The 25,715-nt window shown below is 59.9% G+C and carries 23 protein-coding genes; 8 read left to right on the top strand and 15 right to left on the bottom strand.

The window, feature by feature from the left end:
• Window positions 1-2: 2 nt before the first annotated feature.
• From H4Q31_RS04400 to leuC, 3 genes are all read right to left on the bottom strand, one after another.
• Window positions 3-1,568 (bottom strand): N-acetylmuramoyl-L-alanine amidase family protein, encoded by a 1,566-nt coding sequence (locus H4Q31_RS04400; RefSeq protein ID WP_185177856.1) that lies wholly within the window; start codon window positions 1,566-1,568, stop codon window positions 3-5.
• Window positions 1,569-1,779: 211 nt separating this feature from the next.
• Window positions 1,780-2,388, bottom strand: a complete 609-nt coding sequence (gene leuD / locus H4Q31_RS04395; protein ID WP_185177855.1) for a 3-isopropylmalate dehydratase small subunit — start codon at window positions 2,386-2,388, stop codon at window positions 1,780-1,782.
• A gap of 18 nt (window positions 2,389-2,406) precedes the next feature.
• Window positions 2,407-3,828, bottom strand: a complete 1,422-nt coding sequence (leuC, locus tag H4Q31_RS04390; protein WP_185177854.1) for a 3-isopropylmalate dehydratase large subunit — start codon at window positions 3,826-3,828, stop codon at window positions 2,407-2,409.
• 161 nt (window positions 3,829-3,989) lie between these two features.
• Here leuC and H4Q31_RS04385 point away from each other — a divergent pair, with 161 nt between their 5' ends.
• Window positions 3,990-4,904 carry a LysR family transcriptional regulator gene (locus H4Q31_RS04385; RefSeq protein ID WP_185177853.1) on the top strand — a complete coding sequence of 305 codons (915 nt, stop codon included), beginning with the start codon at window positions 3,990-3,992 and terminating at the stop codon, window positions 4,902-4,904.
• 300 nt (window positions 4,905-5,204) lie between these two features.
• Here the strand turns inward: H4Q31_RS04385 and H4Q31_RS04380 are convergent, their stop codons facing one another.
• The gene (locus H4Q31_RS04380) at window positions 5,205-6,020 is read right to left on the bottom strand and encodes a carbon-nitrogen family hydrolase (protein WP_185177852.1); all 816 of its coding nucleotides are present in this window, start codon (window positions 6,018-6,020) and stop codon (window positions 5,205-5,207) included.
• A gap of 171 nt (window positions 6,021-6,191) precedes the next feature.
• Here H4Q31_RS04380 and H4Q31_RS04375 point away from each other — a divergent pair, with 171 nt between their 5' ends.
• The 7 genes from H4Q31_RS04375 to mtnB all read left to right on the top strand — a co-directional run bounded on the left by H4Q31_RS04375 (window position 6,192) and on the right by mtnB (window position 13,779).
• Complete coding sequence (locus tag H4Q31_RS04375) at window positions 6,192-7,370, top strand: pyridoxal phosphate-dependent aminotransferase (protein ID WP_185177851.1); 1,179 nt, start codon at window positions 6,192-6,194, stop codon at window positions 7,368-7,370.
• Between the two features lie 400 nt (window positions 7,371-7,770).
• Window positions 7,771-8,898, top strand: coding sequence for a glutamate 5-kinase (proB, locus tag H4Q31_RS04370; RefSeq protein ID WP_185177850.1), 1,128 nt, complete (start codon window positions 7,771-7,773; stop codon window positions 8,896-8,898).
• On the top strand, window positions 8,891-10,138 hold the full coding sequence (locus H4Q31_RS04365; protein WP_185177849.1) for a glutamate-5-semialdehyde dehydrogenase: 1,248 nt from the start codon (window positions 8,891-8,893) through the stop codon (window positions 10,136-10,138). The genes proB and H4Q31_RS04365 overlap by 8 nt, the downstream gene beginning before the upstream one ends.
• Before the next feature lie 61 nt (window positions 10,139-10,199).
• On the top strand, window positions 10,200-11,084 hold the full coding sequence (gene proC, locus H4Q31_RS04360; RefSeq protein WP_185177848.1) for a pyrroline-5-carboxylate reductase: 885 nt from the start codon (window positions 10,200-10,202) through the stop codon (window positions 11,082-11,084).
• A gap of 42 nt (window positions 11,085-11,126) precedes the next feature.
• Window positions 11,127-12,377 carry a 2,3-diketo-5-methylthiopentyl-1-phosphate enolase gene (locus H4Q31_RS04355; protein WP_185177847.1) on the top strand — a complete coding sequence of 417 codons (1,251 nt, stop codon included), beginning with the start codon at window positions 11,127-11,129 and terminating at the stop codon, window positions 12,375-12,377.
• A 23-nt stretch (window positions 12,378-12,400) separates the two neighbouring features.
• On the top strand, window positions 12,401-13,129 hold the full coding sequence (locus H4Q31_RS04350; protein WP_185177955.1) for a 2-hydroxy-3-keto-5-methylthiopentenyl-1-phosphate phosphatase: 729 nt from the start codon (window positions 12,401-12,403) through the stop codon (window positions 13,127-13,129).
• Window positions 13,126-13,779 (top strand): methylthioribulose 1-phosphate dehydratase, encoded by a 654-nt coding sequence (gene mtnB / locus H4Q31_RS04345; protein WP_185177846.1) that lies wholly within the window; start codon window positions 13,126-13,128, stop codon window positions 13,777-13,779. Before H4Q31_RS04350 ends, mtnB begins: the two co-directional genes overlap by 4 nt.
• An 80-nt stretch (window positions 13,780-13,859) precedes the next feature.
• Here mtnB and H4Q31_RS04340 read toward each other — a convergent pair whose 3' ends face one another.
• The 11 genes from H4Q31_RS04340 to infB all read right to left on the bottom strand — a co-directional run.
• Window positions 13,860-14,231: a DUF2500 domain-containing protein gene (locus H4Q31_RS04340; protein WP_446483085.1), complete on the bottom strand. Its 372-nt coding sequence runs from the start codon at window positions 14,229-14,231 to the stop codon at window positions 13,860-13,862.
• A gap of 290 nt (window positions 14,232-14,521) precedes the next feature.
• On the bottom strand, window positions 14,522-14,965 hold the full coding sequence (dut, locus tag H4Q31_RS04335; RefSeq protein WP_185177845.1) for a dUTP diphosphatase: 444 nt from the start codon (window positions 14,963-14,965) through the stop codon (window positions 14,522-14,524).
• The gene (locus H4Q31_RS04330) at window positions 14,928-16,208 is read right to left on the bottom strand and encodes a M16 family metallopeptidase (protein WP_185177844.1); all 1,281 of its coding nucleotides are present in this window, start codon (window positions 16,206-16,208) and stop codon (window positions 14,928-14,930) included. The genes dut and H4Q31_RS04330 overlap by 38 nt, the downstream gene beginning before the upstream one ends.
• 109 nt (window positions 16,209-16,317) lie before the next feature.
• On the bottom strand, window positions 16,318-17,319 hold the full coding sequence (locus H4Q31_RS04325) for a polysaccharide deacetylase family protein (protein ID WP_185177843.1): 1,002 nt from the start codon (window positions 17,317-17,319) through the stop codon (window positions 16,318-16,320).
• A gap of 222 nt (window positions 17,320-17,541) precedes the next feature.
• Window positions 17,542-19,641: a polyribonucleotide nucleotidyltransferase gene (gene pnp / locus H4Q31_RS04320; protein ID WP_185177842.1), complete on the bottom strand. Its 2,100-nt coding sequence runs from the start codon at window positions 19,639-19,641 to the stop codon at window positions 17,542-17,544.
• Window positions 19,642-19,830: 189 nt separating this feature from the next.
• On the bottom strand, window positions 19,831-20,100 hold the full coding sequence (gene rpsO, locus H4Q31_RS04315; RefSeq protein WP_185177841.1) for a 30S ribosomal protein S15: 270 nt from the start codon (window positions 20,098-20,100) through the stop codon (window positions 19,831-19,833).
• Between the two features lie 172 nt (window positions 20,101-20,272).
• Window positions 20,273-21,247: a bifunctional riboflavin kinase/FAD synthetase gene (locus tag H4Q31_RS04310; RefSeq protein WP_185177840.1), complete on the bottom strand. Its 975-nt coding sequence runs from the start codon at window positions 21,245-21,247 to the stop codon at window positions 20,273-20,275.
• Window positions 21,248-21,281: 34 nt separating this feature from the next.
• The gene (gene truB / locus H4Q31_RS04305; protein WP_185177839.1) at window positions 21,282-22,232 is read right to left on the bottom strand and encodes a tRNA pseudouridine(55) synthase TruB; all 951 of its coding nucleotides are present in this window, start codon (window positions 22,230-22,232) and stop codon (window positions 21,282-21,284) included.
• Window positions 22,229-23,212 carry a DHH family phosphoesterase gene (locus tag H4Q31_RS04300; protein WP_185177838.1) on the bottom strand — a complete coding sequence of 328 codons (984 nt, stop codon included), beginning with the start codon at window positions 23,210-23,212 and terminating at the stop codon, window positions 22,229-22,231. The genes truB and H4Q31_RS04300 overlap by 4 nt, the downstream gene beginning before the upstream one ends.
• A complete protein-coding gene (gene rbfA / locus H4Q31_RS04295; RefSeq protein WP_185177837.1) occupies window positions 23,209-23,565 on the bottom strand; it encodes a 30S ribosome-binding factor RbfA in 357 nt (118 codons plus the stop codon). The genes H4Q31_RS04300 and rbfA overlap by 4 nt, the downstream gene beginning before the upstream one ends.
• Before the next feature lie 26 nt (window positions 23,566-23,591).
• A partial coding sequence (gene infB / locus H4Q31_RS04290) for a translation initiation factor IF-2 (RefSeq protein ID WP_260440100.1) occupies window positions 23,592-25,715 on the bottom strand: 2,124 nt, incomplete at its 5' end.

Below are 25,715 nucleotides of genomic sequence, written 5' to 3'. Positions count from 1 at the left end.
CGTTAAGCCAACTTCAAATATTTCAGGATGGCCGTCGCTAAACCTTGTGCGACATTATTCTGGAAGCTATCCGTGTACAAGATCTTCTCGTCGTCGGCGTTGGACAGGTACCCGGCTTCATAGAGCACCGCAGGCATCATCGTCTCGCGGGTTACCGCGAGGCTCTGCTGGCGGATGCCTCGATCCCGAAGTCCTCCTGCCGGAACAGCGTACTGCTGAACGACCTTAGCGAAGTCCAAGCTGTCCGCCCTTGTGTAATAAACCTCCGTACCGGCAATCGATCGGTTGGTATTGCTGTTGCCATGTACCGACAAGAACAGATTGGCATTCAGAGAGTTCGCTAAATTATATCGGTCCGCCAACGTCGGATAGGTATCGCCTGATCTCGTCAGCACTACGTTTAACCGACTGTCTTGAACGAGTATCGCTTGAAGCTTCAGAATGACGGACAGCGTGAAGTCCTTCTCCCACTTGCCGGTAATGCTCGGCGCTCCCGGATCGCTGCCGCCGTGGCCGGCGTCTAGGACGACTGTATACTTGCCGTTATTAAGCAAGGTAGGCTGCTGCATTCCGATTCGCAATTCGCCTGTCAAAGCGTCATTCGTGATTGAATAGCCCCATCGCTGGCTGAGATCAAGAACGATCCGAATCGTTCTCGGATTATCCGAATACATCGAGTAGCGAATCTTCGTCAAAGCTTCGTGCCCGGTGACAGCTATCTCCCCGATCTTCTTCAAGCTGCCGTCGGCATTCGCCTCCAGCGTCGGCATGAAGTCCGCCGCGAAGTCGGCGCCGGGCAGATCGACAACGATTCGATCCGGCCCTGTCAATACCGTCACGGCTGGCTGAAGCGAGCCGTCGCTGTATTTGAGCACGACTGAATTGTTCTCGAAGCTGACGGAATGAACCTGAGCCAGCGCGCTGTCCGGCACGCCGTTCGAACTGTCTGTCACGCCGCCTTCCAGATTATCCTCCGGCGGCACGACCCCGATCAGACCGCCCTCCGGGGGCGCTGAAGCGCTTGGAGCCTCGTTCGAGCCGGAGCTAGAACCCGAGTTCGACCCGGTGTTCGAATCGGCGCCGGAAACCGGTCCGGAAGGGGTTTGCGAATCCGATCCGGATGACGAGCCGCCGGCAGAGGATGCGCTGTACATGAACGCAGATTTGCTAATGTTGTCCCAGTACACCTGCACCCCTAACGCTTCGCCAACGAACCGGAGCGGCACGAGCGTAGTGCCCGACTTAATGACGGGAGGCGCTTGCAGTGCGGTCGTATCGCCGTTCACCGACGCGTTGCCCTGATTGACAACCATCGTAATGACATTCGAACCGCCGGTGACCGTCACCATCTTCTTGTCGTTGTCGAAATCGACGTTATAACCCAAGTTCTCCGAAGCCGTCCGGATCGGAACCATCGTATATTGGCCGATCAGTTCAGGGGGCTGGGCGGGATTCAATACTTTGCCGTCCAGAATCAGCTTTGGCGTCACCGTCTCCGCGGACGCCATATTCGCTGACAGGAACAGCATGACGGCAGCGACAATCAACAGGAACGTCCACTTCTTCATGCTTCACCTCGGTGTCAATGTCTTGCGAACGTACCGGCCGGGCGTCTGCCGACCGGGCTTGTCTACGAAACATTAGACGCCGGTAGTAGGCAAAAGTTGCGAGATTTCGAGGAAAAAAAGGCCCTTTGACCCGAATATTGCCGATTCGGGCACAAAGGACCATTCGTTCTTGTCGATTCTTGCATGCAATAGGTCTCAGAAGCTATAAATCTTAGAAAGAATTGGCTAGGCGAGCCGCATGCTTCGCTTCATAAGCATCGATCGCATCCGCTTGCTTCAGCGTCAAGCCAATATCGTCAAGTCCTTGCAGCAAGAATTGGCGGCGATGCTCATCCAGCTCGAACTTGATGTCGAAGCCGGCGCCGTCCGAGATCGTCATGTTCTCCAGATCGATTGTCAGCTGATAGCCGACATTGGCTTCCGTCCGCTGGAACAGCTCCTCAACCTGCTCTTCGCTAAGCTTGATCGGCAGAATGCCGTTCTTGAAGCAGTTGTTGTAGAAGATGTCGGCGAACGACGGCGCGATCACGACGCGGAAGCCATAGTCGAGAATCGCCCATGGCGCGTGCTCGCGGGAAGATCCGCAGCCGAAGTTGGCGCGCGAGATCAGAACGGACGCGCCTTGATAACGCGGCTGGTTCAGGCTGAACTCCGGAATCTCGTTGCCCAACTCGTCCCAGCGCCATTCGAAGAACAGGAATTGGCCGAAGCCGCTCCGCTCGATTCGTTTGAGGAATTGCTTCGGGATAATTGCATCGGTGTCTACGTTCACGCGGTCAACCGGCGCGACGAGCCCCGTCAATGTCGTAAATGGTTGCATAGTATCGCAGCTCCCTTCTTATGCCGTCACTTCGGACTTGAATTCCCAGTTGCGAACGTCGGTGAACTTGCCCTTGATCGCCGCTGCCGCAGCCATCTCCGGCGAGACGAGATGCGTGCGTCCGCCGCGGCCTTGACGGCCTTCGAAGTTGCGGTTCGACGTGGACGCGCAGCGCTGTCCCGGCTGCAGCACGTCAGGGTTCATCGCGAGACACATGGAGCATCCCGCTTCGCGCCATTCGAAGCCGGCTGCGGTGAAGATCTTGTCGAGTCCTTCCTTCTCCGCCTGCAGCTTGACGCGTCCGGAGCCCGGCACGACGATCGCCGTGACGTTCGGGCTCACCTTGTGGCCGTTGGCGACCTTAGCCGCGGCGCGCAGGTCTTCGATCCGGCCGTTCGTGCAGGAACCGATAAACACATAGTCGATCGGGATCTCCGACATCGGCATGCCCGGCTTCAAATCCATGTATTCCAGCGCCTTCTCGGCTGCTTTGCGCTCGTTCTCGGTGCTCATCTTCGCCGGATCCGGAACAGCCGACGTAATATCGGTGCCCATGCCCGGGCTCGTGCCCCAGGTCACTTGCGGAATCAGAGATGCGACATCCAGCTCGACGACGCGGTCGTATTCGGCTCCCTCGTCGGTGGTCAGCGCCTTCCATTGCTCGACCGCACGGTCGAAGTCCGCGCCCTGCGGCGCGTATTCGCGGCCGCGCAGATAGTTAAACGTCGTATCGTCCGGTGCGATCAAGCCGGCGCGCGCGCCGCCTTCGATGGACATGTTGCAGACGGTCATGCGCTCTTCCATCGACAGGCCGCGGATCGCTTCGCCGGTATACTCGATGACGTAGCCGGTCGCGAAGTCGGTGCCGTACTTGGCGATCAGGCCGAGGATGAGGTCCTTCGCCGTAATGCCGGCCGGGCGCTTGCCTACGAAGCGCACTTCCATCGTCTTCGGCTTCGATTGCTGCAGGCATTGCGTGGCAAGCACGTGCTCTACTTCGCTTGTGCCGATGCCGAATGCCAGGGCGCCGAACGCGCCGTGCGTAGACGTGTGGCTGTCGCCGCAGACGATCGTTTTGCCCGGATGGGTTAGTCCCAGCTCCGGTCCCATGACGTGCACGACGCCTTGGTCAAGCGTATTCAGGTCATACAGCTTCACGCCGAAGTCCCGGCAGTTCTTCGTCAGCGTGTCGACCTGCTGCTTGGAGATCGGATCGGAGATGTTGAAGCGATCCTTCGTCGGCACGTTATGGTCCATCGTCGCGAACGTCAGATCCGGACGGCGCACCTTGCGGCCGTTCAGGCGAAGCCCCTCGAACGCCTGCGGAGAAGTGACCTCATGCACCAGATGAAGGTCGATATACAGAATGCTTGGCTTGCCTGCTTCCGAATGAATAACGTGATTGTCCCAAATCTTCTCGAACATAGTCTTCTTGCTCATCCATATTCACCTCTTGTTCAACTGTCCAGCTTCCTTCTTGCCTCTATCATAGCACCGTATGATTAATTGCTCCAAGATATCATATCTATAAGCTTGATAGGTTCATGCTATAATGGGATACAAGAATCAACTTTAGCCTTCGGTCGAAAGGAAGAACCGTTATGGAAATCCGATTGCTTCAATACGTCATTCAAATCGCCGCGGAACGCAACTTCTCTCGCGCCGCCGAGAAGCTGCACATCGCGCAGCCTTCCTTAAGCCAACAGCTATCCAAGCTCGAAAAGGAGCTCGGCGTGCTGCTGTTCAAGCGCAGCACCAATTCCGTGGAGCTGACGCATGCGGGCTCCGTGTTCGTGGAGAAGGCCCAGCGCATCGTCGACATGACCGAGCAGCTGCGGCGAGAGATGGAAGACATTGCCGATCTGCGCAAAGGCCGCATCATCATCGGCAGCCTGCCGATGACCGGGTCGCACTTGCTCCCCCACGTGCTGACGGCGTTCCGCGCCTCCTACCCGGACATCGAGCTCGCGCTCGTCGAAGAGACGACGTCGCAGCTCGAGCAGCTGACGGCCAGCGGCGGCATCGACGTCTGCCTGCTCTCGCTGCCGATGATCGAGCCGTCTCTAGCATACGAGTCGATCATCGAAGAAGAGATCTACCTCACGGTGCCTCCGGACCACCGGCTGGCAAGCGCCGCAGGCAAACGCGCGGTTCCCGTCGCCGATCTGAAGGACGAGCCCTTCGTCCTTCTGAAGAAAGGTCAAGGCTTCCGCGCGATCGCGCATAACCTGTGCGCGGAGGCGGGCTTCAGCCCGCGCGTCGCATTCGAGAGTAACAACATCGAGACGGTGCAGTCGCTCGTCGCCGCGGGCATGGGCATCGCCTTCGTGCCGCGGATGATGGCGCGCAAGCCGACGAACGGGCTCACCCCGGTCTACGTCCGGCTCGAAGGCGCGCCGGCCCGAACGCTCGTCATCGCCTACCGCAAGGGACGCTATCTCTCCCGCGCCGCCGAAGCGTTCATCGACACGTTCCGCGAGACAATGAACAAGCTCTACGCAAGCGACGGCGGATAACTGACAGCGGGCGCACAAGCAAACCGCACCTCTAGAGGCGGTTAGATTATCGAGAATACCGTACGTCTCGTACCAAGACGTACGGTATTCTCGCCAATAACGGAATGGCGTTCCGCTATTGGCGAGCCAAAGCACGATGTACGCGAAGTTACGGAACTGCGTTCCGTTATTTCCGCGTTCTTAGAGGGTTACTCGAATGAATGCGGCGGATAACGGAACGGTGTTCCGCTATTGCGTCTACGAGCAAGTATTGGCGGCGAGATAACGGAACGCCGTTCCGTTATGGCATGAACGTTCACCTCAATCCACCGAATGCTGCTCGTACAGCTGCGGCCGCCGGTCCGCGAACACCGGGATGCGCCCGCGCACCTCGTCCGTCAGCGCGAGGTCGATCTCCGCCCGCACGATGGTCTCCTCTTCGCCTGCCTCGGCAACGATCTCGCCCCACGGGTCGACAACCATCGAATGCCCGAAGAAATGCGTATCGCCGCTCACGCCGGAGCGGTTGCACGCGACGACGAACATTTGGTTCTCGATCGCGCGCGCCTGCAGCAGCGTCCGCCAATGGTGCAGCCGCGGATGCGGCCACTCCGCCGGCACGAACAGCACCTTCGCGCCGTCAAGCGCGAGGCGGCGCGCAAGCTCGGGGAACCGGATGTCATAACAGATCATGACGCCGGCCTGCACCCCTTCCAGCTCGAACCGTCCGAGCTGCCCGCCGGCTTCCAAGTGAAGATGCTCGTCCATCAGCTTGAACAGGTGGATTTTCGAATAGGCCGCGATCTCATGACCTTCCCGGTCGAACCCGTACGCCGTGTTGGTCACATCCCCGCTCTCCCGCTTCTCGGCAATCGAGCCCGCCATCACGTTCACCCTGTGGCGGCGGCAGAAGTCCGACACGAACGCCTTCGTCCGCACTCCTGCCGGATCGGCGAGCTCCTGAATGCGGTCCAGCGCGTAGCCGGTATTCCACATCTCGGGCACGACGATGACGTCGGGCTTCGGCTCGGCCGCGACTGCTTCCTCCAATAACTGCTCCAATCGCGCGAAGTTATCCTCAGGATCCCCTGCGTGAACATCCATCTGCACCAGCGCCAAGCGCAACTTGCCTGCCATCTCGCCTCTCTCCTTCGAACCTGTCTATTGAAGCTATCGTACTTCATTCCCCGCCGCGCCGGCAAGCGAGGGCATTCCGCCTTTTCCGATTGCCTATGAGGTGCGGTTATGCTACATTCATCCTATCTTTGTTTGGATAATGCCTTATTTGCTGGAGTGTGAACGATACTTATGGCTATCAACATTCAACCGGCGGACCGTCTGAAGACGCTCCCCGAGCAATTTTTCGCGAAGCTCGTCGGCAAGGCGAACGCCCGCGCGGCGACCGGTGCCGACATCATCAACCTCGGCCAAGGCAATCCCGATCTGCCGACGCCGCCCGCCATCGTCGAGAAGCTGAAGAACGCGGCGGACAACCCGCTGTACCACAAGTACCCTCCGTTCCGCGGCTATCCGTTCCTGAAGGAAGCCGTCGCGCAGCGATATAAAGAAGATTACGGCGTCGAGCTGGACCCCGCGACCGAAGTCGCCATCCTGTTCGGCGGCAAGACCGGCCTCATCGAGATCAGCCAATGCCTGCTCAATCCGGGCGACGTCTGCCTTGTGCCCGATCCCGGCTATCCGGACTATTGGTCCGGCGTCGCCCTCGCCGAAGCGGAGATGGCGTTCATGCCGCTGCTGGAGCGGAACGGCTTCCTGCCCGACTACTCGGCGCTCGGCGAAGACGCAGTGAAGCGCGCCAAGCTGATGTTCCTGAACTACCCGAACAATCCGACGGCAGCGACCGCATCCCGCGAATTCTATGAGGAGACGGTTCGGTTCGCGAAGGAGAACAGCATCGTCGTGGCGAGCGACTTCGCTTACGGCGCGATCGGCTATGGCGGTAAGCGTCCGGTCAGCTTCCTGGAGACGCCCGGCTCGAAGGAGGTCGGCGTCGAGTTCTACACGCTGTCCAAGACGTACAACATGGCGGGCTGGCGCGTCGGCTTCGCGCTCGGCAACGCGCAGATCGTCGAGATGATCAACCTCATTCAGGATCACTATTATTGCAGCCTGTTCGGCGGCATCCAGGAAGCCGCCGCCGAAGCGCTGACCGGTCCGCAGGATTCGGTCGCCTCGCTCGTCGGCACATATGAGCGGCGGCGCAACACGCTGTTCGAGGCGCTGGATGAGATCGGCTGGCAGGCGAAGAAGCCGGAAGGCTCCTTCTTCTGCTGGCTGCCGGTGCCGCAGGGCTTCACGTCGATGGCATTCGCCGATCTGCTGCTGGAGCAGGCGGATGTCGTCGTCGCGCCGGGGAACGGCTTCGGCGAGCACGGCGAAGGCTACGTGCGGCTCGGCCTTCTCGCGCCGGAGGAACGGCTGCGGGAAGCGATCCAGCGCATCGGCAAGCTGAACCTTTTCCGCTAGGATCAGAGTTCGCGCGATCGCCGCTTCGGGAGTCATCGGATGCCCTTCAATTCCTTTACAACGCTTGATGCGCATGGTATTCTAAGGATTAATCGATGCCGTCTGAGACGGACGGCTTCACACGTTCAAACGCCTTGACGGGCCACGAAGCGGATCGGGCAAGATCAGAGAGCGAGCTCCTTGGCTGGGAGAGCTCGCCTTCGCTCCCGCTTCCCCCACCCCCGAGCGGCCGGCGACGAGCCGGACAGTTCCTGCTGTTACCAGGATCTCAAGCGGATGCCCGCGCGACTGCGCGCGGCGTCAATGAAGGTGGTACCGCGGAAGGTGACTTTCGTCCTTTGATCAGAAGGGCGGAAGTCTTTTTATTTGGCATACATACTAGGAGAGGTTGTGACCGGTTATGTACGGACGCATCGTCGTCAAGATAGGCAGCAGCTCCCTCACCTCCGAAGAAGGCGGGCTCAGCCGCGACAAAGTCCGGTTCTATGCGGGCGAACTCGCCGAACTGAAGCGTTCGGGCCGTCAGGTGCTGCTCGTCACCTCCGGCGCCATCGCGGCGGGCTTCCGCCCGATCGGCTACCCGTCGCGGCCCAAGCTTGTGCACGAGAAGCAGGCCGCCGCGGCCGTCGGGCAAGCGCTTCTCATGCAGGCTTACCAAGAAGCGTTCGCCGCGCATGGCCTTGCTGCCGCGCAGATCTTGCTGACCCGCCCGGACTTCAGCAATCGCGTACGAGCGCAGCATGCGATGCGAACGATCGAGGAGCTGCTGAAGCATGGCGTCGTCCCGATCATCAACGAGAACGACACCGTCGCGACGGATGAGCTGAAGTTCAGCGAGAACGATACGCTGTCGGCTCTCGTCGCCAATCTGGTCAAGGCGGACGGCCTATACATCCTGACCGACATCGAAGGGCTCTACACCGCCGACCCGCGCAAGGATCCGGACGCCAAGCGGATCGGACAGATCGACTTTATCTCCGAGGATCTGTATCGCATCGCTGGCGGCGCGGGCTCAGCCGTCGGCACCGGCGGCATGCGCTCCAAGATTGAAGCAGCCCGCATCGCCATGGGCGGGGGCGTCGCGACGTTCATCGGCCGCGTCACCGAGCCCGGCGATCTGGCGCAGGCAGCCGGCGGATCCGGACGAGGCACTTACTTCACGACCTCCCTCCATACGCTCTCGTCCAAGAAGCAATGGATCGGCTTCCTCTCCATCCCGCAAGGGCGCATCATCGTCGATGAAGGCGCGGAGCGAGCGCTGCTGCACGGCGGCAAGAGCTTGCTCCCGGCCGGCGTCGCAGGAGCCGAAGGCGACTTCCATCCCGGCGACGTGGTAGAGGTCGTCGGCGCAGACGGCAGCACGCTTGGCAGAGGCGTCACCAATTATGCTTCGTGGCAGCTCATTGCCGCTGCCGGATTGCCAAGTGAAGAAGCGATCCGGCGCGTCGATGTTCACCGAGTCGAAGTGATACACCGTGACGAATGGGTCACGACCCATGTATTGAAGGAGGCGGAGATTCATGAGTGAAGTGAGAACGAAGGCCGCATTGGCCAGGGAAGCCGCAGCGACGCTGAACCGGCTGATGACGGAGCAGAAGAATGAAGCGCTGCTGGCGATGGCCGATGCGCTGCTCGCCCGGCAGGACGAGATTCTGGCAGGCAATGAGCGCGATCTCGCGCGCGGACGGGAGAACGGAACGTCCTCTTCCCTGCTGGACCGGATCAAGCTGACGACGGCGCGTATCGAAGATATCGCCCAAGGGGTGCGCGAGATTGTGGAGCTGCCCGATCCGGTTGGCGTGCTGCTCGAAGCGTTCGACCGTCCGAACGGGCTGCGCGTCGAGAAGATCAGCGTGCCGCTCGGCGTCGTCGGCATGATCTACGAGGCGCGCCCTAACGTGACGGTCGATGCGGCCAGCTTGTGTCTCAAGACCGGCAATGCGGTCGTGTTGCGCGGCGGCTCGGCTGCGATCGAATCGAACCGGACAATCGTCGGCATTCTGCGCGACGCCCTGGCGACGACGGCCATTCCCGCCGATGCGCTGCAGATGATCGAGGATCCGAATCGCGCTTCCGTCGACGAGATGCTGAAGCTGAACGGCTTGCTTGACGTCGTCATCCCTCGCGGCGGCGCTTCGCTGATCCGCAACGTCGTCGAGAACGCGACCGTTCCCGTTATCGAGACCGGCGCGGGCATCTGCCACACATTCCTTGACGCGTCGGCCGATCCGGCCATGGCGGAGGCAATCTCGCTGAACGCGAAGGTCCAGCGCCCTTCCGTCTGCAACTCGATGGAGACGCTGCTCGTCCACGAGAGCTTCGCGGAGCGCCATCTCGCGGCGCTCGCGGGCCGCTTCCGCTCCGCCAACGTGGAGCTGCGCGGCTGCGCGCGGACGCGCGAGCTCGTGCCATGGGCGAAGGAAGCGACGGATGAGGACTATGCGACCGAATATAACGATTATATTCTGAACGTCAAAGTCGTCGCCAGCCTTGCCGATGCTCTGCAGCACATTCGACGCTTCGGCACGATGCATTCGGAATGCATCGTCACCGAATCCGGCGAGAACGCGCAGCGGTTCCTGCAGGACGTAGACGCGGCGACCGTCTATCACAACGCCTCCACCCGCTTCACCGACGGCTTCGAATTCGGCTTCGGCGCCGAGATCGGCATCAGTACGCAGAAGCTGCATGCGCGCGGCCCGATGGGCCTCCCCGCCCTGACGTCGACGAAGTACGTCGTGACCGGCAGCGGGCAAATTCGCGGCTGATCCTGTACAATCAAACTAATGAGATTACATGATACTATCAGATCGGAGCGCGATATACGTTATGGCTAACCAAGCAGTTCAAAGCGTCGTCTCGCCTTTGCAGCAGCTGCAGATTTGCTTCTTCGGAGCGGGCTCCATGGCGGAAGCCATCCTCCGCGGGCTGACAGAGACGCAAGTCGCTGCCCCAAGCAAGATCACCGTCCTGAATCGGCAAAATGCGGATCGGCTCCGCGAGCTGAACGGCCGCTACGGCGTCGTTCCGGCCATCACCCCGGAATCGCGCATTGACGCGCTGTCCAGCGCAGACATCATCGTCCTCGGCATGAAGCCGAAGGACGCAGCCGAAGCGCTGCTCTCGCTGAAGCCGCTGCTGCGCGAAGACCAAATGCTCGTCTCGCTGATCGCCGGATTGTCGATCGAGACGATGGAGACGCTGATCGGCCGCAAGCAGCCGATCGTGCGCACGATGCCCAACACCTCGAGCACGATCGGGCTCGGGGCGACGGGCATCAGCTTCTCCGAAGCGGTCTCGCCGCAAGGCCGCGAACTCTCGCTCGCCATGTTCGGCGCCGTCGGCTTAACGACCGTCGTCGAAGAGCCGTTGCTCGAGACCGTCACTGCGGTCTCCGGCAGCGGTCCCGCTTACATCTATTACATGATGGAAGCGATGATCTCCGCCGGCGTGGCCCAAGGCCTCACGCAGGAAGCGGCGCGCGAGCTGACCGTGCAGACGGTGCTCGGCGCGGCCGAGATGGTGCGGCAGACCGGCGAGGAGCCGGCCGACCTGCGCCGCAAGGTGACGTCGCCGAACGGCTCGACGCAAGCGGCGATCGAGACGCTTGAGCGGCAGCAGTTCACGGAGGCGGTCCATCAAGCGATGGCTCGCTGCGCCGATAGAGCGAGAGAGATGGGACAAGCGATCGCCGAGCAGGCGCTCGACCGCTGACGGCTCGCTTAACGAACAGAAGACGAAAGAAGGCTTGCTGCGATGAGTAATCAGAACCTATTCAACCCTAATACTTACAGCACCGCGACATACCGGCTGTTCGACGACAAAGCCGACTTTGCCAAGAAGGCCGAAGGCATCGCTGTCGGTCTCACGGTCGGCAGCTGGACCGAGCTTCCCGAGGTTGCGAAGCAGAAGATGGAGAAGCATCTCGGGCAAGTCGTCTCCGTCGACGTCCACGAACCTGAAGGCGCTTCGCCGGGCGAGCGGTACGCCGACATTACGGTCGCCTATCCGGATGCGAACTTCAGCCGCGATCTGCCCGCGCTGCTCGTCACGACGTTCGGCAAGCTGTCCATGGACGGACGCATCAAACTGCTCGACCTGAGCCCTTCCGCCGAGTTCTTGAGCGCATTCAGCGGTCCCCGCTTCGGCATCAAGGGTATCCGCGACCGGTTGGGCGTTCATGACCGGCCGCTGCTCATGAGCATCTTCAAATCCGTCATCGGCTACGACCTGCCGAATCTGCGCGAGCAATTCCTGCAGCAAGCGCTCGGCGGCGTCGATCTGATCAAGGACGACGAGATTCTGTTCGAGAATCCGTTGACGCCTCTCGAGAAGCGAGTCGAGGCTTGTATCGATGCTGCCCGGCAAGCCGAGCGCGAGACCGGCCAGAAGCTGATCTACTACACCAACCTGACCGGCCCAACTTCGAAGCTGCGCGAGAACGCGAGACGGGCGATCGACGCGGGCGCGAACGGCTTGCTCTTCAACGTGCTCTCCTACGGCTTCGACGCGCTCGCCGAGCTGGCGAACGATTCGGCGATCAACGTGCCGATCGCCGCTCACCCGGCGCTCGCAGGCGCCTATTATCCGTCTCCCTATCACGGCATCGCAGCGTCCCTTCTGCTGGGCAAGCTCGTCCGTGTCGCCGGCGCCGATCTGTCCTTGTTCCCTTCTCCCTACGGCTCCGTCGTCATGCCGAAGGAAGAGAACCTGGCCATTCAAGCCGCTCTGATGGACAAGTCCCTGCCGCTGCGCGAGACGTTCCCCGTACCTTCCGCCGGCATACATCCCGGCCTGGTACCGCTTATTCTGCGCGACTTCGGCGAGCAGGTCGTCGTGAACGCCGGCGGCGGCGTGCACGGCCATCCGCAAGGCGCTGCCGCCGGCGGGCGAGCGTTCCGCCAAGCGATCGACGCCGTCATGGCCGGCCGGGAGCTGGCTGATTATGCAGCCGATCATGAAGAGCTGAGACTGGCTATTGAACGCTGGGGGGTTCGCAACGCATGACTTCAATAGACAACAAGAGCAGCATGAGCGGCAATAGCAAAGCGAGCCATTCGAAGCTTACCGCCAGCGTTAATCCGATCCTTCGCAGCGGCAAACCGCCCGTCCTGTTCTGCGACTTCGACGGAACGATCACGCTGAGCGACAACATCGTCGCCGTCATGAAGCACTTCAATCCGGAGGGCTGGGTGCCGATTGTCGAAGACATAATTGCGCTTCGCAAGTCCGTACGCCAAGGCGTCGGGGAGATGTTCGAGCTGCTGCCGTCGTCCATGAAGGAGGAGATCACCTCCTACATTCTGAAGACGGCTGGCATTCGCCCCGGCTTCCAGCAGCTGCTCGACTGGTGCAAGACCAATGGCGTCGAATTCTTCGTGACGAGCGGCGGCATTGATTTCTTCGTCTATCCATTGCTCGCCCCCTTCGGCATTCCGAAGGACCACATCTACTGCAACGGCAGCGACTTCAGCGGCGAGCGCATCCGCATCACTTGGCCGCATTCGTGCGACGAGCATTGCGACAACGACTGCGGCATGTGCAAGACGGCTGTCATCCGTCGGTTCCCGCAGGACCGCTACACGCGGATTCTCATCGGGGACAGCGTCACCGACTTCGCCGGCGCCAAGCTGGTTGACCTCGTCTTCTCCCGCTCCCACTTGACCGAGAGATGCGTCGAGCTTGGCCTGCCGCACATTCCGTTCGAGACGTTCCACGACGTCGTTCATCATCTGGAGCAAGGAGACTGGAACTCATGAGCGAACTACAACGTAAGCTGATTCTGCTAGAGGAGAAGCAGCGGATCTACCGCGAGCTAAGCGCCGTCAAAGCCGACTTCGCCTCCCGAGGCTGGTTCCCGGGCACGAGCGGCAACCTGTCGATGCGCGTCGGCGATTACTCGCCCGAGAGCTTCACCTTCGCGGTGACGGCCAGCGGCAAGGACAAAGCGGCTTCCACGCCGGAAGACTTCCTGCTCGTCGACGAGACCGGCAAAGCGTGCGAGCCGACCGCGCTCAAGCCTTCGGCGGAGACGCTCATCCACTGCGAGATTTACCGGCTGACGGGCTGCGGCGCGATCTTCCACATCCATTCCGTCTTCAATAGTCTCGTATCCGAGCTGTACTGGGACCGCCGCGCCGTTCCGATCGAAGGCGTCGAGCTGATCAAAGCGTTCAACATCTGGGACGAGGAAGCGGTCATCGACGTGCCGATCGTCTCCAACTTCGCCGACATCCCGCGCATCGTGCCCGAGGTGACCGATCGGCTGAACCCGCGCATCCCCGGCATCCTGCTTCGCAAGCACGGCATCTATGCTTGGGGACGCGACGCCTTCGAAGCGAGAAAACATCTCGAGGCGTTCGAATTCCTGTTCGAATACGCTTATCGCCTGAAGCTCGTGCGCGGTTAATGATTTGTCGTTCAGCGCCAAGAAGGCCTGCGGATGAACTCCGCAAGCCTTCTTTTTAATTTTCCCCTTATCCCATCACTTCAGAACGCCCTCATCCTGTTCGGCTCCCGCTGGAACCCAAGATAACGCGTCCCCTGAAACTGCAGCGAACCGATATCCTCTTCCGCCAGCATCCCGAATTCCGTCCCGCTCACCTTCAGCTCCATCCGATCGCCGCTCTCCACCTCGAACGTCACATAGTAGGTCGTATGCGAGCTGTCATGAATCGAATCGTTGTCATGGTGATAATGGGACACATTAGTCCGCTTGCTGACGATGCGCGCGTGAACGTTTAACACCGGCTGCCCGTTGTTGCGGCTCCATTGCCCGATGCTGCGAACGACGCTGAATACGATCAGGCCGATAACGATTACGAAGAAGATCGGAACAATCGTGAACATTACTTTCCCCATTTCAAACATCGAATCAGGACCCATGGACGATTCACCTTTCTTTTCTGTTTTTTATATGAAACGTTAATAGTAGGCTGCTGGTTGCTGAAGTGCATATATCCTTTTCGAAAATAGCACTGAGCTGAGGGGATAAGCCTATAAGAGTATAAGTGGAAAATGCAAGGGATAGCCGCCGTTGTCGCCATTCCGCTCGATAACACAAAAATCGCCTCCTCGACTTTGGAAAGCGATCTCCCGTGATGTCGAAGAAGCGATATAAGTTGCTGCGTCTTATCCTTATTGCGATTAGCTTATTTGCCTGTGTGCCCGAAGCCGCCTTCGCCGCGGACGGTCTCGGATAGCTCGGACACTTCGGACAGCTCTACTTGCGGAACGGTTTGGAATACCATCTGCGCGATGCGCTCTCCCCGCTCGATGACGAACGGCTGCTGCCCCAGGTTGATCAGCAGCACCTTCACTTCACCGCGGTAGTCGGCGTCGATCGTGCCCGGCGAGTTCAAGCACGTAATGCCGTGCTTCAACGCCAAGCCGCTGCGCGGCCGGATTTGCGCCTCCAGCTCGCGAGGCATCGCCATCGCGAAGCCCGTCGGCACGAGCGCGCGCTCGCCCGGCGCGAGCGTCAGCGGTTCTTCGATCGCCGCATGAAGGTCGAAGCCGGCTGCCCATTCGGACATCCGCTTCGGCAGGGCGATGTCTTCATTCCCCGGAAGACGCTTCAGTTGAACTGGATACAACGAACTCCCTCCCTATTCCGGACAACACTTTCTCTTGCGAGCCTACGAGGGCGATCGAGCACGGCTCCGCCATGATCCGATCAATCATCCCGTTCACGTCTTCCACCGTTACCGAATCGATACGATCCAGCATCTCATCCAATGTATAGTGGCGTCCAAGCATCAGCTCGTTCTTGCCTAGACGATTCATCCGGCTGCTTGTGCTCTCCAGGCTCAAGATCAAATTGCCCTTCAGCTGTTCCTTGCCCCGAACGATCTCGGCTTCAGTCAAGCCATTCGCTTTGATCTCGCCCAGCATCTCCATCGTCAGATCGTACACGTCCTTCGTCTGCTTCGGCGCCGTGCCGGCGTATACCGTGAACAAGCCGCTATCCGCATAGGACGTATGATAGGAATAGACGGAGTAAGCCAGACCGCGCTTCTCTCGAATCTCTTGGAACAAGCGAGAGCTCATGCCGCCTCCGATCGTATTGTTGAGGAGGACCATCGCGTACATTTTCGGATCTTCGATCGAGCAGCCCGGGAACGTCAAGCACAGGTGATTCTGCTCCGTCTTCTTCTGATGGAACAGCGCGTCGGAACGGAAGGCAGGAGCCGACAGCTTCATCTCGCTTCCCGTGACGTCGAACCGGCCGAAGTGACGCTCCAGCAGCTCGAGCGCTTCTTCGCCGACGTTGCCGGCGAGGCTAATGACGGTGTTCGAGATCGAATACCGCTCCGACATATATTGCCTAAGGTCCGCCGGTCCCATCGCGTTCAGTCGTTCGGCCGTTCCGAGAATGGAATAAGCAAGCGGATGGTCGCCCATCGAGGCGCGGGACGCCAGATCGTGAACCGTATCGTCCGGCGTATCTTCGTACATCGAGATCTCCTCGAGAATGACGTTCTTCTCCTTCGCAAGCTCTTCTTGCGCAAGCTGCGATTCGAAGAACATGTCGGAGAGAATATCGACAGCTATCGGCAGATGCTGGTCCAGCACCTTGGCGAAATAGCACGTATATTCCTTCGATGTGAACGCATTGACGTTGCCGCCGATGCCATCGAATTTGTCGGCAATGTCCTTCGCCGTATGGCGGTTCGTGCCCTTGAACAGCATATGTTCGATGAAATGGGAGATCCCGTTGTTAGCAGGCGTCTCATAGCGGGAACCGGTCTTAACCCAAATGCCGAACGACACCGACCGGCTGGTCGGAATCGACTCGATGACCACTCGAAGACCGTTCTTCAAATAATATTTATTCACCCGATTTCCCCCTAAAAGATCAATAGTAACACTATACCAAATATCGACACCCGCCTCAACCTGCGCAGCTGGAAGCAACAACCAGCGAACGAAGGCCGGCGGGCGTCCATTAGCGCTTCTCGGGCAAATCAAGACGCTTGGCCGACAGGGTCTCCGAGACGGTTCCCGGGACGAGTCCCTTGGAACGGATCAAGCGGATGATCTCTCCCAGCGATTCCTCCGTCGTTTGGGTCGGATGCATCAGAATAAGCGTTCCGGCTTGCACTCGGGCTCTCACTTTAGTGATGACAGAGGATGCGGGAGGGTTCTTCCAATCAACCGTATCCAGCGTCCACATGACGGTCTTCAGCCCGTAATCGGAAGCAGCGCGGATCGTCTGCTCGTTATAATCTCCCGACGGCGGCGCGAACCACCGGTTCGTCACGCCCAGCTTCGTCTTAAGCAGCGCTTCCGTCCGTTCAATCTCTTGCCGTTGCCGCGCAACGCCAAGACTGCTCATATTCGGATGCGTGTACGCATGGTTGGACGCTTCATGACCCTGCCGCACGATCTCCTGCGCGAGATCGGCGTTCTTGTTCAACCAGCTTCCGTCGAAGAAGAAGGTGGCCGACACCTTCTCTTCCCGGAGCGTGTCCAAGATCGGCTTCAAGTGCTCGTTGCCCCACGCGACATTGATCATGAGGCCCACCATCGGCTTGTCCGGGTTGCCCCTGTAAATTGGAGACGCCGGCAGGTCGTCCAGCCCGATGCGCGGAGACACTTCCTTGTATACCCATGGAAAAGAGTCCCCCGCCCCCGGCTTGGCGCCGATGGCGCGAGCTTGCGCATAGGTGGCTTCGATGTCGACTTCGCGCCCGTTATAGCCGGGGATCGCCTTCCAGACTCGGTCGATAACCGCGTTCTTCGGCTCAATCCGGCGCTTCGGCGCCTCGGATTGAATCCATTCCAGCAATTCGGGCCCGGAGCCTGTCCGGAACGCGTTCGCCGACGCGGTCACGTGCTGTTTGACGGTGTGTATGTACGCCTCCAGCGGGCCATAGCGGCCAGCCGCCAGCAGGGCTGCGAATACTATTACAATCGCCGCCAGCCGGGCAGGCGACGCCTTTCTCATCGCTCCACTCACCTCCGGTCACATCTCGCCAATCGCATCGCCGATCATCCGGCATGTCCGTCATTTGCCTTGTCTCCATCTTATGCCAAAGCGGCATAACTTATCCCCCCAAAGTAACGCAGCAGCCCCCATAAGGGAAGAGAGCCTCCTCCGAAGGCAAATAAAAAAAGAGACTGACGAAATCGGTCTCTTTTGTCCCTTGCTATTTAGGTATGGAGCGGCTTACTTGACGGACTCTTCCGGGCTCAACAGCACTTTGCGGGAGAGATTGATCCGTCCCATCGAATCGATCTCGGTCACCTTCACCTGGATCTTGTCTCCGATGTTCACGACGTCCTCCACCTTCGCCACCCGCTCGTTCGCCAGCTGCGAGATGTGTACGAGGCCGTCCTTGCCCGGCAGAATCTCAACGAAGCAGCCGAACTTCTCGATCCTCTTCACAGTGCCGAGATAGATCTCGCCGACGACGACTTCGCGCACGATGCCTTCAATGATGGAACGCGCCTTCTCGTTCGCCGCAGCGTCCGAAGAAGCGATATACACCATGCCGTCCTGCTCGATGTCAATCTTGACGCCGGTCTCTTCGATGATCTTGTTGATAACCTTGCCGCCGGAACCGATGACATCGCGGATCTTGTCCGGATGAATGCGCATCGTGACGATCTTCGGCGCGTATTTGCTGAGCTCGCCGCGCGGCTGCTTCATTACCTCGAGCATCTTGCCGAGGATGAACATGCGGCCTTCGCGGGCTTGATCAAGCGCCTGATTCAGAATCGCGCGGTCGATGCCGTCGATCTTGATGTCCATCTGGATGGCCGTTACGCCGACCGATGTACCGGCTACCTTGAAGTCCATATCCCCGAGATGGTCTTCCATTCCTTGAATATCGGTCAGGATCGAGAAGTGTTCGCCGTCCTTGATCAGGCCCATCGCCACGCCGGCAACCGGAGCTTTGATCGGCACGCCTGCGTCCATCAGAGCGAGCGTGCTCGCGCAGATGCTGGCCTGCGAAGTCGAACCGTTCGACTCCAGCACTTCGGATACGAGACGAATCGTGTACGGGAACTCTTCCTCGGAAGGGATAACTTTCAGCAGCGCGCGTTCGCCCAATGCGCCGTGTCCGATCTCGCGGCGGCCTGGCGCGCGCAGCGGACGGGCTTCGCCGACGGAGAACGGCGGGAAGTTGTAATGGTGCATGAAGCGCTTCGACTCTTCGAGGCCGATGCCGTCGAGAATTTGCACGTCGCCGAGCGCACCCAGCGTACAGATGCTAAGTGCCTGCGTCTGGCCGCGAGTGAACAAGCCGGAGCCGTGCGTACGCGGCAGCAGCGAGACATCGGCGGAGATCGGACGGATCTCCTCTAGCTTCCGGCCGTCCGGGCGCACTTTGTCATGCGTAATCAGGCGGCGGACTTCATTCTTAACGATGTCGTAGAGCACTTCCTTGACGTCAGCCAGCTTCTCTGGCGTATCGGCATAGACAGCGGCGAAGTGCTCTACCGTCTCGTCGTTGATCGCGTCGATCGCTTCTTGGCGGGCATGCTTCTCGGCGATGCGAACCGCTTCAACTAGACGGTCCTTCGCATAAGCGTTGACGTCGGCTTCGACGGCCGAATCAACGGCATGCAGCTTCACTTCCATCTTCGGCTGTCCAGCGACTGCGACAAGCTTGTCAATCGTATCGACGATCTTCTTGATCTCGTCGTGACCGAACATGATCGCTTCGAGCATGTCCGCTTCCGGCACTTCGTCGGCTTCGGCTTCCACCATCATGATGGCGTCGCGCGTGCCTGCGACGACGACGTACATGTCGCTCTTCTCTTCTTCGGCGACCGTCGGGTTAATGACGAACTTGCCGTCGACACGGCCGACGATAACGCCGCCGATCGGACCGTTAAACGGCACGTTCGAGATCGACAAGGCCGCGGAGGTGCCGATCATGGCCGCAATCTCCGGCGAGCAATCTTGATCGACGCTCATGACCATGTTGACGATCTGCACGTCGTTCCGGAACCCTTCCGGGAACAGCGGGCGAATCGGGCGGTCCGTCAGGCGGCTGGCGAGAATCGCCTTCTCGCTCGGACGTCCTTCCCGCTTGATGAATCCACCGGGAATTTTGCCTACGGCATACAGCTTCTCTTCATAGTTAACGGTAAGCGGGAAAAAATCGAGATCCTTCGGCCCTGGCGATGCCGTGACGGTGGACAATACGACGGTGTCCCCGTAACGGACGACGACGGCGCCGTTGGCCTGCTTAGCCAGACGTCCCGTTTCCAGTGCGAACGGACGTCCGCCAAGCAGCATTTCAACGCGTTGTTCCATGGGAATCCCTCCTCTATGTAGACTTATGTACTTTCGACACTGTCTTTATTATTTCCTGCCAAGCGCATCTTAGGCAATAGGCCAAGCGCGCCAAGGCGCAAATAACTCTGCAATCATGTAAAAAGCAACCCGGCGCCCGCGGGTTCGTTCCCGTGCGACACGACCAGGTTGCTTCTCTCGATAACGAAATTAACGGCGCAAGCCGAGTCTCTCGATCAGAGCGCTGTAACGACGAACGTCCTTGTTCTTCAGGTATGCCAACAGCTTGCGGCGTTGGCCGACCATCTTGAGCAGGCCGCGGCGGGAGTGGTGGTCCTTCTTGTGTTCCCGCAAGTGAGTCGTCAAGTTATTGACGTTCTCCGTCAGGATAGCGACTTGGACTTCCGGGGATCCCGTGTCCGTCGGGTGCGTCTTGAATTGCTCGATCAGTTCCTGCTTGCGTTCTTGAGTCAATGCCATCCTAATTCACCTCCTTAATCTTATAATCGCCGTTAGCCTCGCAGCCGCCGGTGAGCGCGGACAGCCAAGCTAAGGTTATGCCGCGAGTATAGGCTATCGCCGTTCTACGCAACGAATAGTAGTATAACATATGAAGGATGCCGAACACAATCAGAAGGTTGGAAAAAGTGCTTTATTTCGCGGCGTTCAGCCATTCCTCCGCCGCTATCGCGTCTTCTCTGATCTGGGCGACGAGATCGTCCAGCGAACCGAACTTCATCTCGGGCCGCAAGTAATGCCTGAATTGCACCTTCAAGCTTCGGCCGTAGAGATCTCCCGAGAAGTTCAGCAGGTGCACTTCCAGCTTCGGCACCGTACCGTCTTCGTCGACCGTCGGACGGACGCCGACGTTGATGACGCCGTTTAACGCCTCGCTTGAATCGCCGGCCGCCCCTCTCACCTTCACGGCGTAGACGCCGTGACGCGGAAGAACGTATGCGCCCGCTGCATCCAAGTTCGCCGTCGGAAATCCCAGCTGTCTTCCAAGCGCCTTCCCGTGAACAACCGTGCCGGTCACTTCATACGGGCGGTTCATCAGCGCAGCCGCTTGCTCGCAATCGCCTTCGGCCAGCAGCTCGCGAATGCGTGTGCTGCTCACTTTGACGCCTTCCCGGTAGACCGGGTCGACGACCTGTACGTCGATGGCGCCTCCGGCCGCTATGCGAAGCAGAGACGCATCGCCTTGACCGCGATGGCCGAAGCGGAAGTCGAAGCCGACAACCGCCGTCTTCGCGCCCATCGTCAGCAGCAACTCCTTCACGAACTTGTCGGCCGGGACTTGCGAGAACTCCTTGTTGAACTTCATGACGAACGCCGCTTCCACGCCAAGACTCGCGAATAAGTCCAGCTTATCCGCCAGCGGAGTCAGCACCGTATGGTACTGATCCTGGCCGAGCACAACGCGCGGATGCGGGTCGAATGTGAGCACCGCGGGAATCTGGCTGCGCTCGCGGGCGGCTGCGACCGCCTTGCGAATCACTTCCGCATGTCCGAGATGAACCCCGTCAAAGAAACCGATAGCGAGCGCCATCCCTTCGGGCCGAACGGCGCCGGGAGGAATAACGAACGATTGCTCCGCCTGCGAATACGTAATCTCGAAACGTTCCACCTGAATCCTCCTGCACTTCGTTCTGCCGGTTCTTCTATCCTTCCGGCTGCTCGGAAGGATGAAATACTTTGACCGGCCGAACTGTATCTTCCCCGGCCGCCGGCTCGAACAAGCCAAGGAAGGCGCCGTCTTCTTCCCGGTACAGCCGCCATAGGCCGCTCTCCCCCGGCGCCGGCTTGAGCGCGCTGCGCGGGATCGCTTTGCCTTGCAGCGCGTGCTCGGCTTCCCGGGCTTCCGCCGACGTGCGCGGGAGGTAATCCAGCAGTTCGTCGGCCGCCAGCAGCTTGTCCGTCGTCTCGCCCCGCTTCTGCAGCTCTTCAAGCTCCTCGAGCGTGACGGAATCTTCCCGGGTGAGCCCAGCGCTTGACGTCCGAATGAGCTCCGCCATGACGGCGGGAACGCCCAGCTTGCGTCCGATGTCCACGCACAGCGTACGGATATACGTTCCTTTGGAGCACGTCACGGAGAACCGAAGCTCCGGATGCGGTCTGGACGCGTCGATCCGTTCCACATCGATACGGTGAATGGTGACCGGCCGCGCCTTGCGCTCGACGGTAACGCCTTGGCGGGCGAGCTCATACAACCGCTTGCCGTCGACCTTCACCGCTGATACCATCGGCGGAACCTGGAGGATATCCCCAATGAACGACAGCGCCGCTTCCCGAATCTGCTCTTCCGTCAGATGGGAAGCATCCATCCTCTCAATCACTTCGCCGCCGGTATCCTCCGTATCGGTCGCGATGCCGAAGCGGAGCAGCGCTTCGTAAGTCTTCGGCATCTCCTGCAAGTATTCCACCATCCGCGTCGCGCGTCCGATGCAGATCGGAAGCACCCCGGTAACAGCCGGATCGAGCGTGCCGGTGTGTCCAATGCGCTTGATTCGCAAGATCCGCCTCGCCTTGGCCACCACGTCGTGCGACGTCCAGCCAGCCGGCTTCCAGATTGCAAGAACGCCTTCTATCGCCGCTGCAGCTTGCGGGCTCATCCCGCATCCTCCAGCGCCGTCCGAATGGCGCCTACCACCTGCTCGACCGCCTCGTCCAGCGGAACCGCCACTCGGCAGCCCGCGGCTCGGACGTGGCCGCCGCCGCCGAATTGCTGCGCGACTGCCGCTACGTTCACGAGGCCGGCGGAACGCAAGCTGATCTTAACCGAGCTTGGTTCTGTCTGCTTGAACAAGAGGCCGACCTCCACACCCTCCACGTTGCGCGGATAGTTAACCAGCCCTTCCAAATCTTCGTTGCTGGCACCAGTCTCGCTTAAATCATCCTTCGATACCCATAGCCAGCCGATACGGCCGTCTTCGCTGAATGACAAGCGGGCGAGCGCCCGCTGAATCATCCTCATCTGTCCCATCGTCATGCGCTCCAGCAACTTCTCCGCCAGTGCGGGTCCGTCAGCTCCGGCATCGAGCAGCCGGGAGGCGATGTTCATGACATGCGAGCTCGTATTCGCGTAACGGAACCCGCCGGTATCGGTCATAAGGCCGGTATATAGGGCGGTCGCGACGTCGGCGTCCAGCGGAAGGTTGAACGCCTGGATCAGGTCGAACAAGATCTCCGCCGTCGCCGCCGCATCGAATTGAAGCAGATTCACGAGGCCAAAGGCATCGTTGGTCGGATGGTGGTCGATGTTCAGCAGCTCCGCTTCATCCGCGAACAGCTCCTTAGCCGCGCCGGAGCGAGCGAAGTCAGCGCAGTCGACCAGAATAATATTCCGGTATTTCTTCTGCGGCGGCCTCGCAGCCGTTGCGATCTCTTCACTGTTCCATAGGTAACTCAGCCTGGAGGGCACAGGCCCGTCATTGTACATGGCGTATTGCTTGCCCAACTTACCTAGCAGCCAGCCGACGGCCGCCGTCGAACTGATGGCGTCGCCGTCCGGCTGCACGTGGGAGACGATGAGGAACTCGTCTCGTCCCCGGATGAAGTTCGCCGCTTCCTCGAGCTGCCGTTCTAAGCTCATACGTTCCGACTCTCCCGATTGATCTCCTGCAGCAGCGCTTCGATGTGGCTGCCGTATTGAATCGAACTGTCAAAGCGGAATTCGATCTCCGGCGTATGCCGCAGACGCATCCGGCGTCCGAGCTCGGTGCGAAGGAACCCCTTGGCTCGGCCGAGCGCATGCAGTGTCGCTTCCTTCTGCTCCTCGTTGCCGAGAATGCTCAAGTAGATGCGAGCTTCCGACAGATCGCCGGTTACGTCGACGCCGGTTACCGTAATGAATCCGATCCGGGGATCTTTGAGCTCCGTCTGAATTAGCGTACTGATCTCTTTCTTGATCTGTTCGCCAACCCGTCCGACGCGAAATTTCGCCATGTATTCACCTCATTGTCTATTGCGGATCAGCGCTCGACGGACTCCATCACGTATGCTTCGATGATGTCGCCGATCTGAAGATCGTTAAACTTCTCGAGCGTAATGCCGCACTCATAGCCTTCCGATACTTCCTTCGCATCATCCTTGAATCGCTTGAGCGAATCGATCTTGCCTTCGAACACGACGACTCCGGCGCGGATGACGCGGGCTTCGGCGTTGCGGGTCACTTTGCCGTCCGTCACCATACAGCCGGCGATCGTGCCGACCTTGCTGACCTTGAACGTCTCGCGTACCTCGGCGTGGCCGGTCACTTTCTCCGCGAATACCGGATCCAGCATGCCCTTCATCGCCTGTTCAATCTCTTCGATCACCTTGTAAATGATGCGGTGCAGGCGAACGTCGACCTTCTCCTGTTCGGCCGTCGCCGCCGCGCGCGCTTCCGGACGAACGTTAAAGCCGATGACGATGGCGCCGGATGCGACCGCCAGCGAGATGTCGGATTCGGTAATGGCGCCGACGCCGCTGTGAATCGTCTTGACTCGAACGCCTTCAACCTCAATCTTCTCAAGCGACCCTTTGAGCGCTTCGAGCGAACCTTGAACGTCCGCTTTGAGGATGACGTTGAGATCCTTGATCTCGCCTTCCTTGATCTTGCTGAACAGATCGTCCAGCGTGACCTTCTGGTTCGACTTCATCGCGTCTTGGCGCGACTTGATCGAGCGCTTGTCGGCAATCTCGCGAGCCTTGCGCTCGTCCTCGAACACCATGAACGGATCGCCGGCTTGCGGCACTTCGGTCAGACCGGTAATCTCAACCGGCGTTGAAGGTCCGGCTTCCTTGACGCGGCGTCCGCGATCGTTCGTCATGGCGCGCACGCGGCCGAAGCAGTCGCCTGCGACGAAGGCGTCGCCCACTTTGAGCGTACCGTTCTGAACGAGTACACGGGCAATCGGGCCTTTGCCCTTGTCGAGTTCGGCTTCGATCACCGTACCGCGAGCGCGTTTGTCCGGGTTCGCCTTGTAGTCGTTCACTTCGGCAACGAGCAGAATCATCTCAAGCAAGCCGTCAAGGTTGGTGCGCTGCTTCGCCGATAGCTCGACGAAGATCGTATCGCCGCCCCAGGACTCCTGAACGAGGCCGTATTCGGTCAGCTCTTGCTTGACTTTGTCCGGATTCGCGCCTGGCTTGTCGATCTTGTTCACCGCGACGATAATCGGCACGTTCGCCGCTTTGGCGTGGTTGATCGCCTCGACCGTCTGAGGCATGACGCCGTCGTCGGCCGCAACGACCAGAATCGTAATATCGGTCACCTGGGCGCCGCGGGCGCGCATCGTCGTGAACGCTTCGTGGCCCGGGGTGTCCAGGAATGTGATCTTCTTGCCGTTGACTTCCACTTGGTAAGCGCCGATGTGCTGGGTAATGCCGCCAGCCTCACCGCTCGCGACGTGCGTCTCGCGAATGGCGTCCAGCAGCGTCGTCTTGCCGTGGTCAACGTGGCCCATGATCGTAACGACTGCGGGACGCGTTACCAGATCGTCCGGATCGTCGTTCTCTTCGACCGTCTCGAAGTTGGTGTCCTCCACGACGATCTTCACTTCGGTCTCGACGCCGAATTCGCCGGCAACGAGCAGAACTGTATCCAAGTCGAGATCTTGGTTAATCGTGGCCATGACGCCCATCATGAGCAGCTTCTTGATAACTTCGGAAGCATCCTTATGAAGCAGCTTCGCCAATTCGCCGACCGTCATCTCGCCGCGGACAATAACCTTCTTCGGCGTGTTGTCGATCTTCTCGCGCGGAGGCTGGTTGCCTCTGCCTTTGGCGTTCTTGCCGCCTCTCACTTTGGGACGGGTGCCGAAGCGGCCTTCCTCGAACCGCTTGCCGAAGTCGTCCTTGCGTCCCTTCCCGGCTGCATTGCCGTTCCGGTTGAAGTCGTCGCGCTTGCCGTCCGGGCGACCGCCAGGACGAGCGCCGCCGCGGTTGGCCGGAGCCGCCCCTGCCGTGACCGGCGGAGCCGGAATGCGAGGCGCGCCGCCGTAGCCGCCTTGGCCCTGCGGACGGCCCCCGCCTTGGCCCTGCGGACGGCCCCCGCCTTGGCCCTGCGGACGGTTGCCGCCGTAGCCGCCTTGACCTTGGCCTTGCGGACGGTT

The sequence above is a fragment of the Cohnella lubricantis genome (assembly GCF_014212015.1).
Lineage (GTDB): Bacteria > Bacillota > Bacilli > Paenibacillales > Paenibacillaceae > Cohnella > Cohnella lubricantis.
The sequence above is the reverse complement of the archived record's forward strand: the minus strand, read 5'-3'. Positions and strand labels throughout refer to the sequence as shown.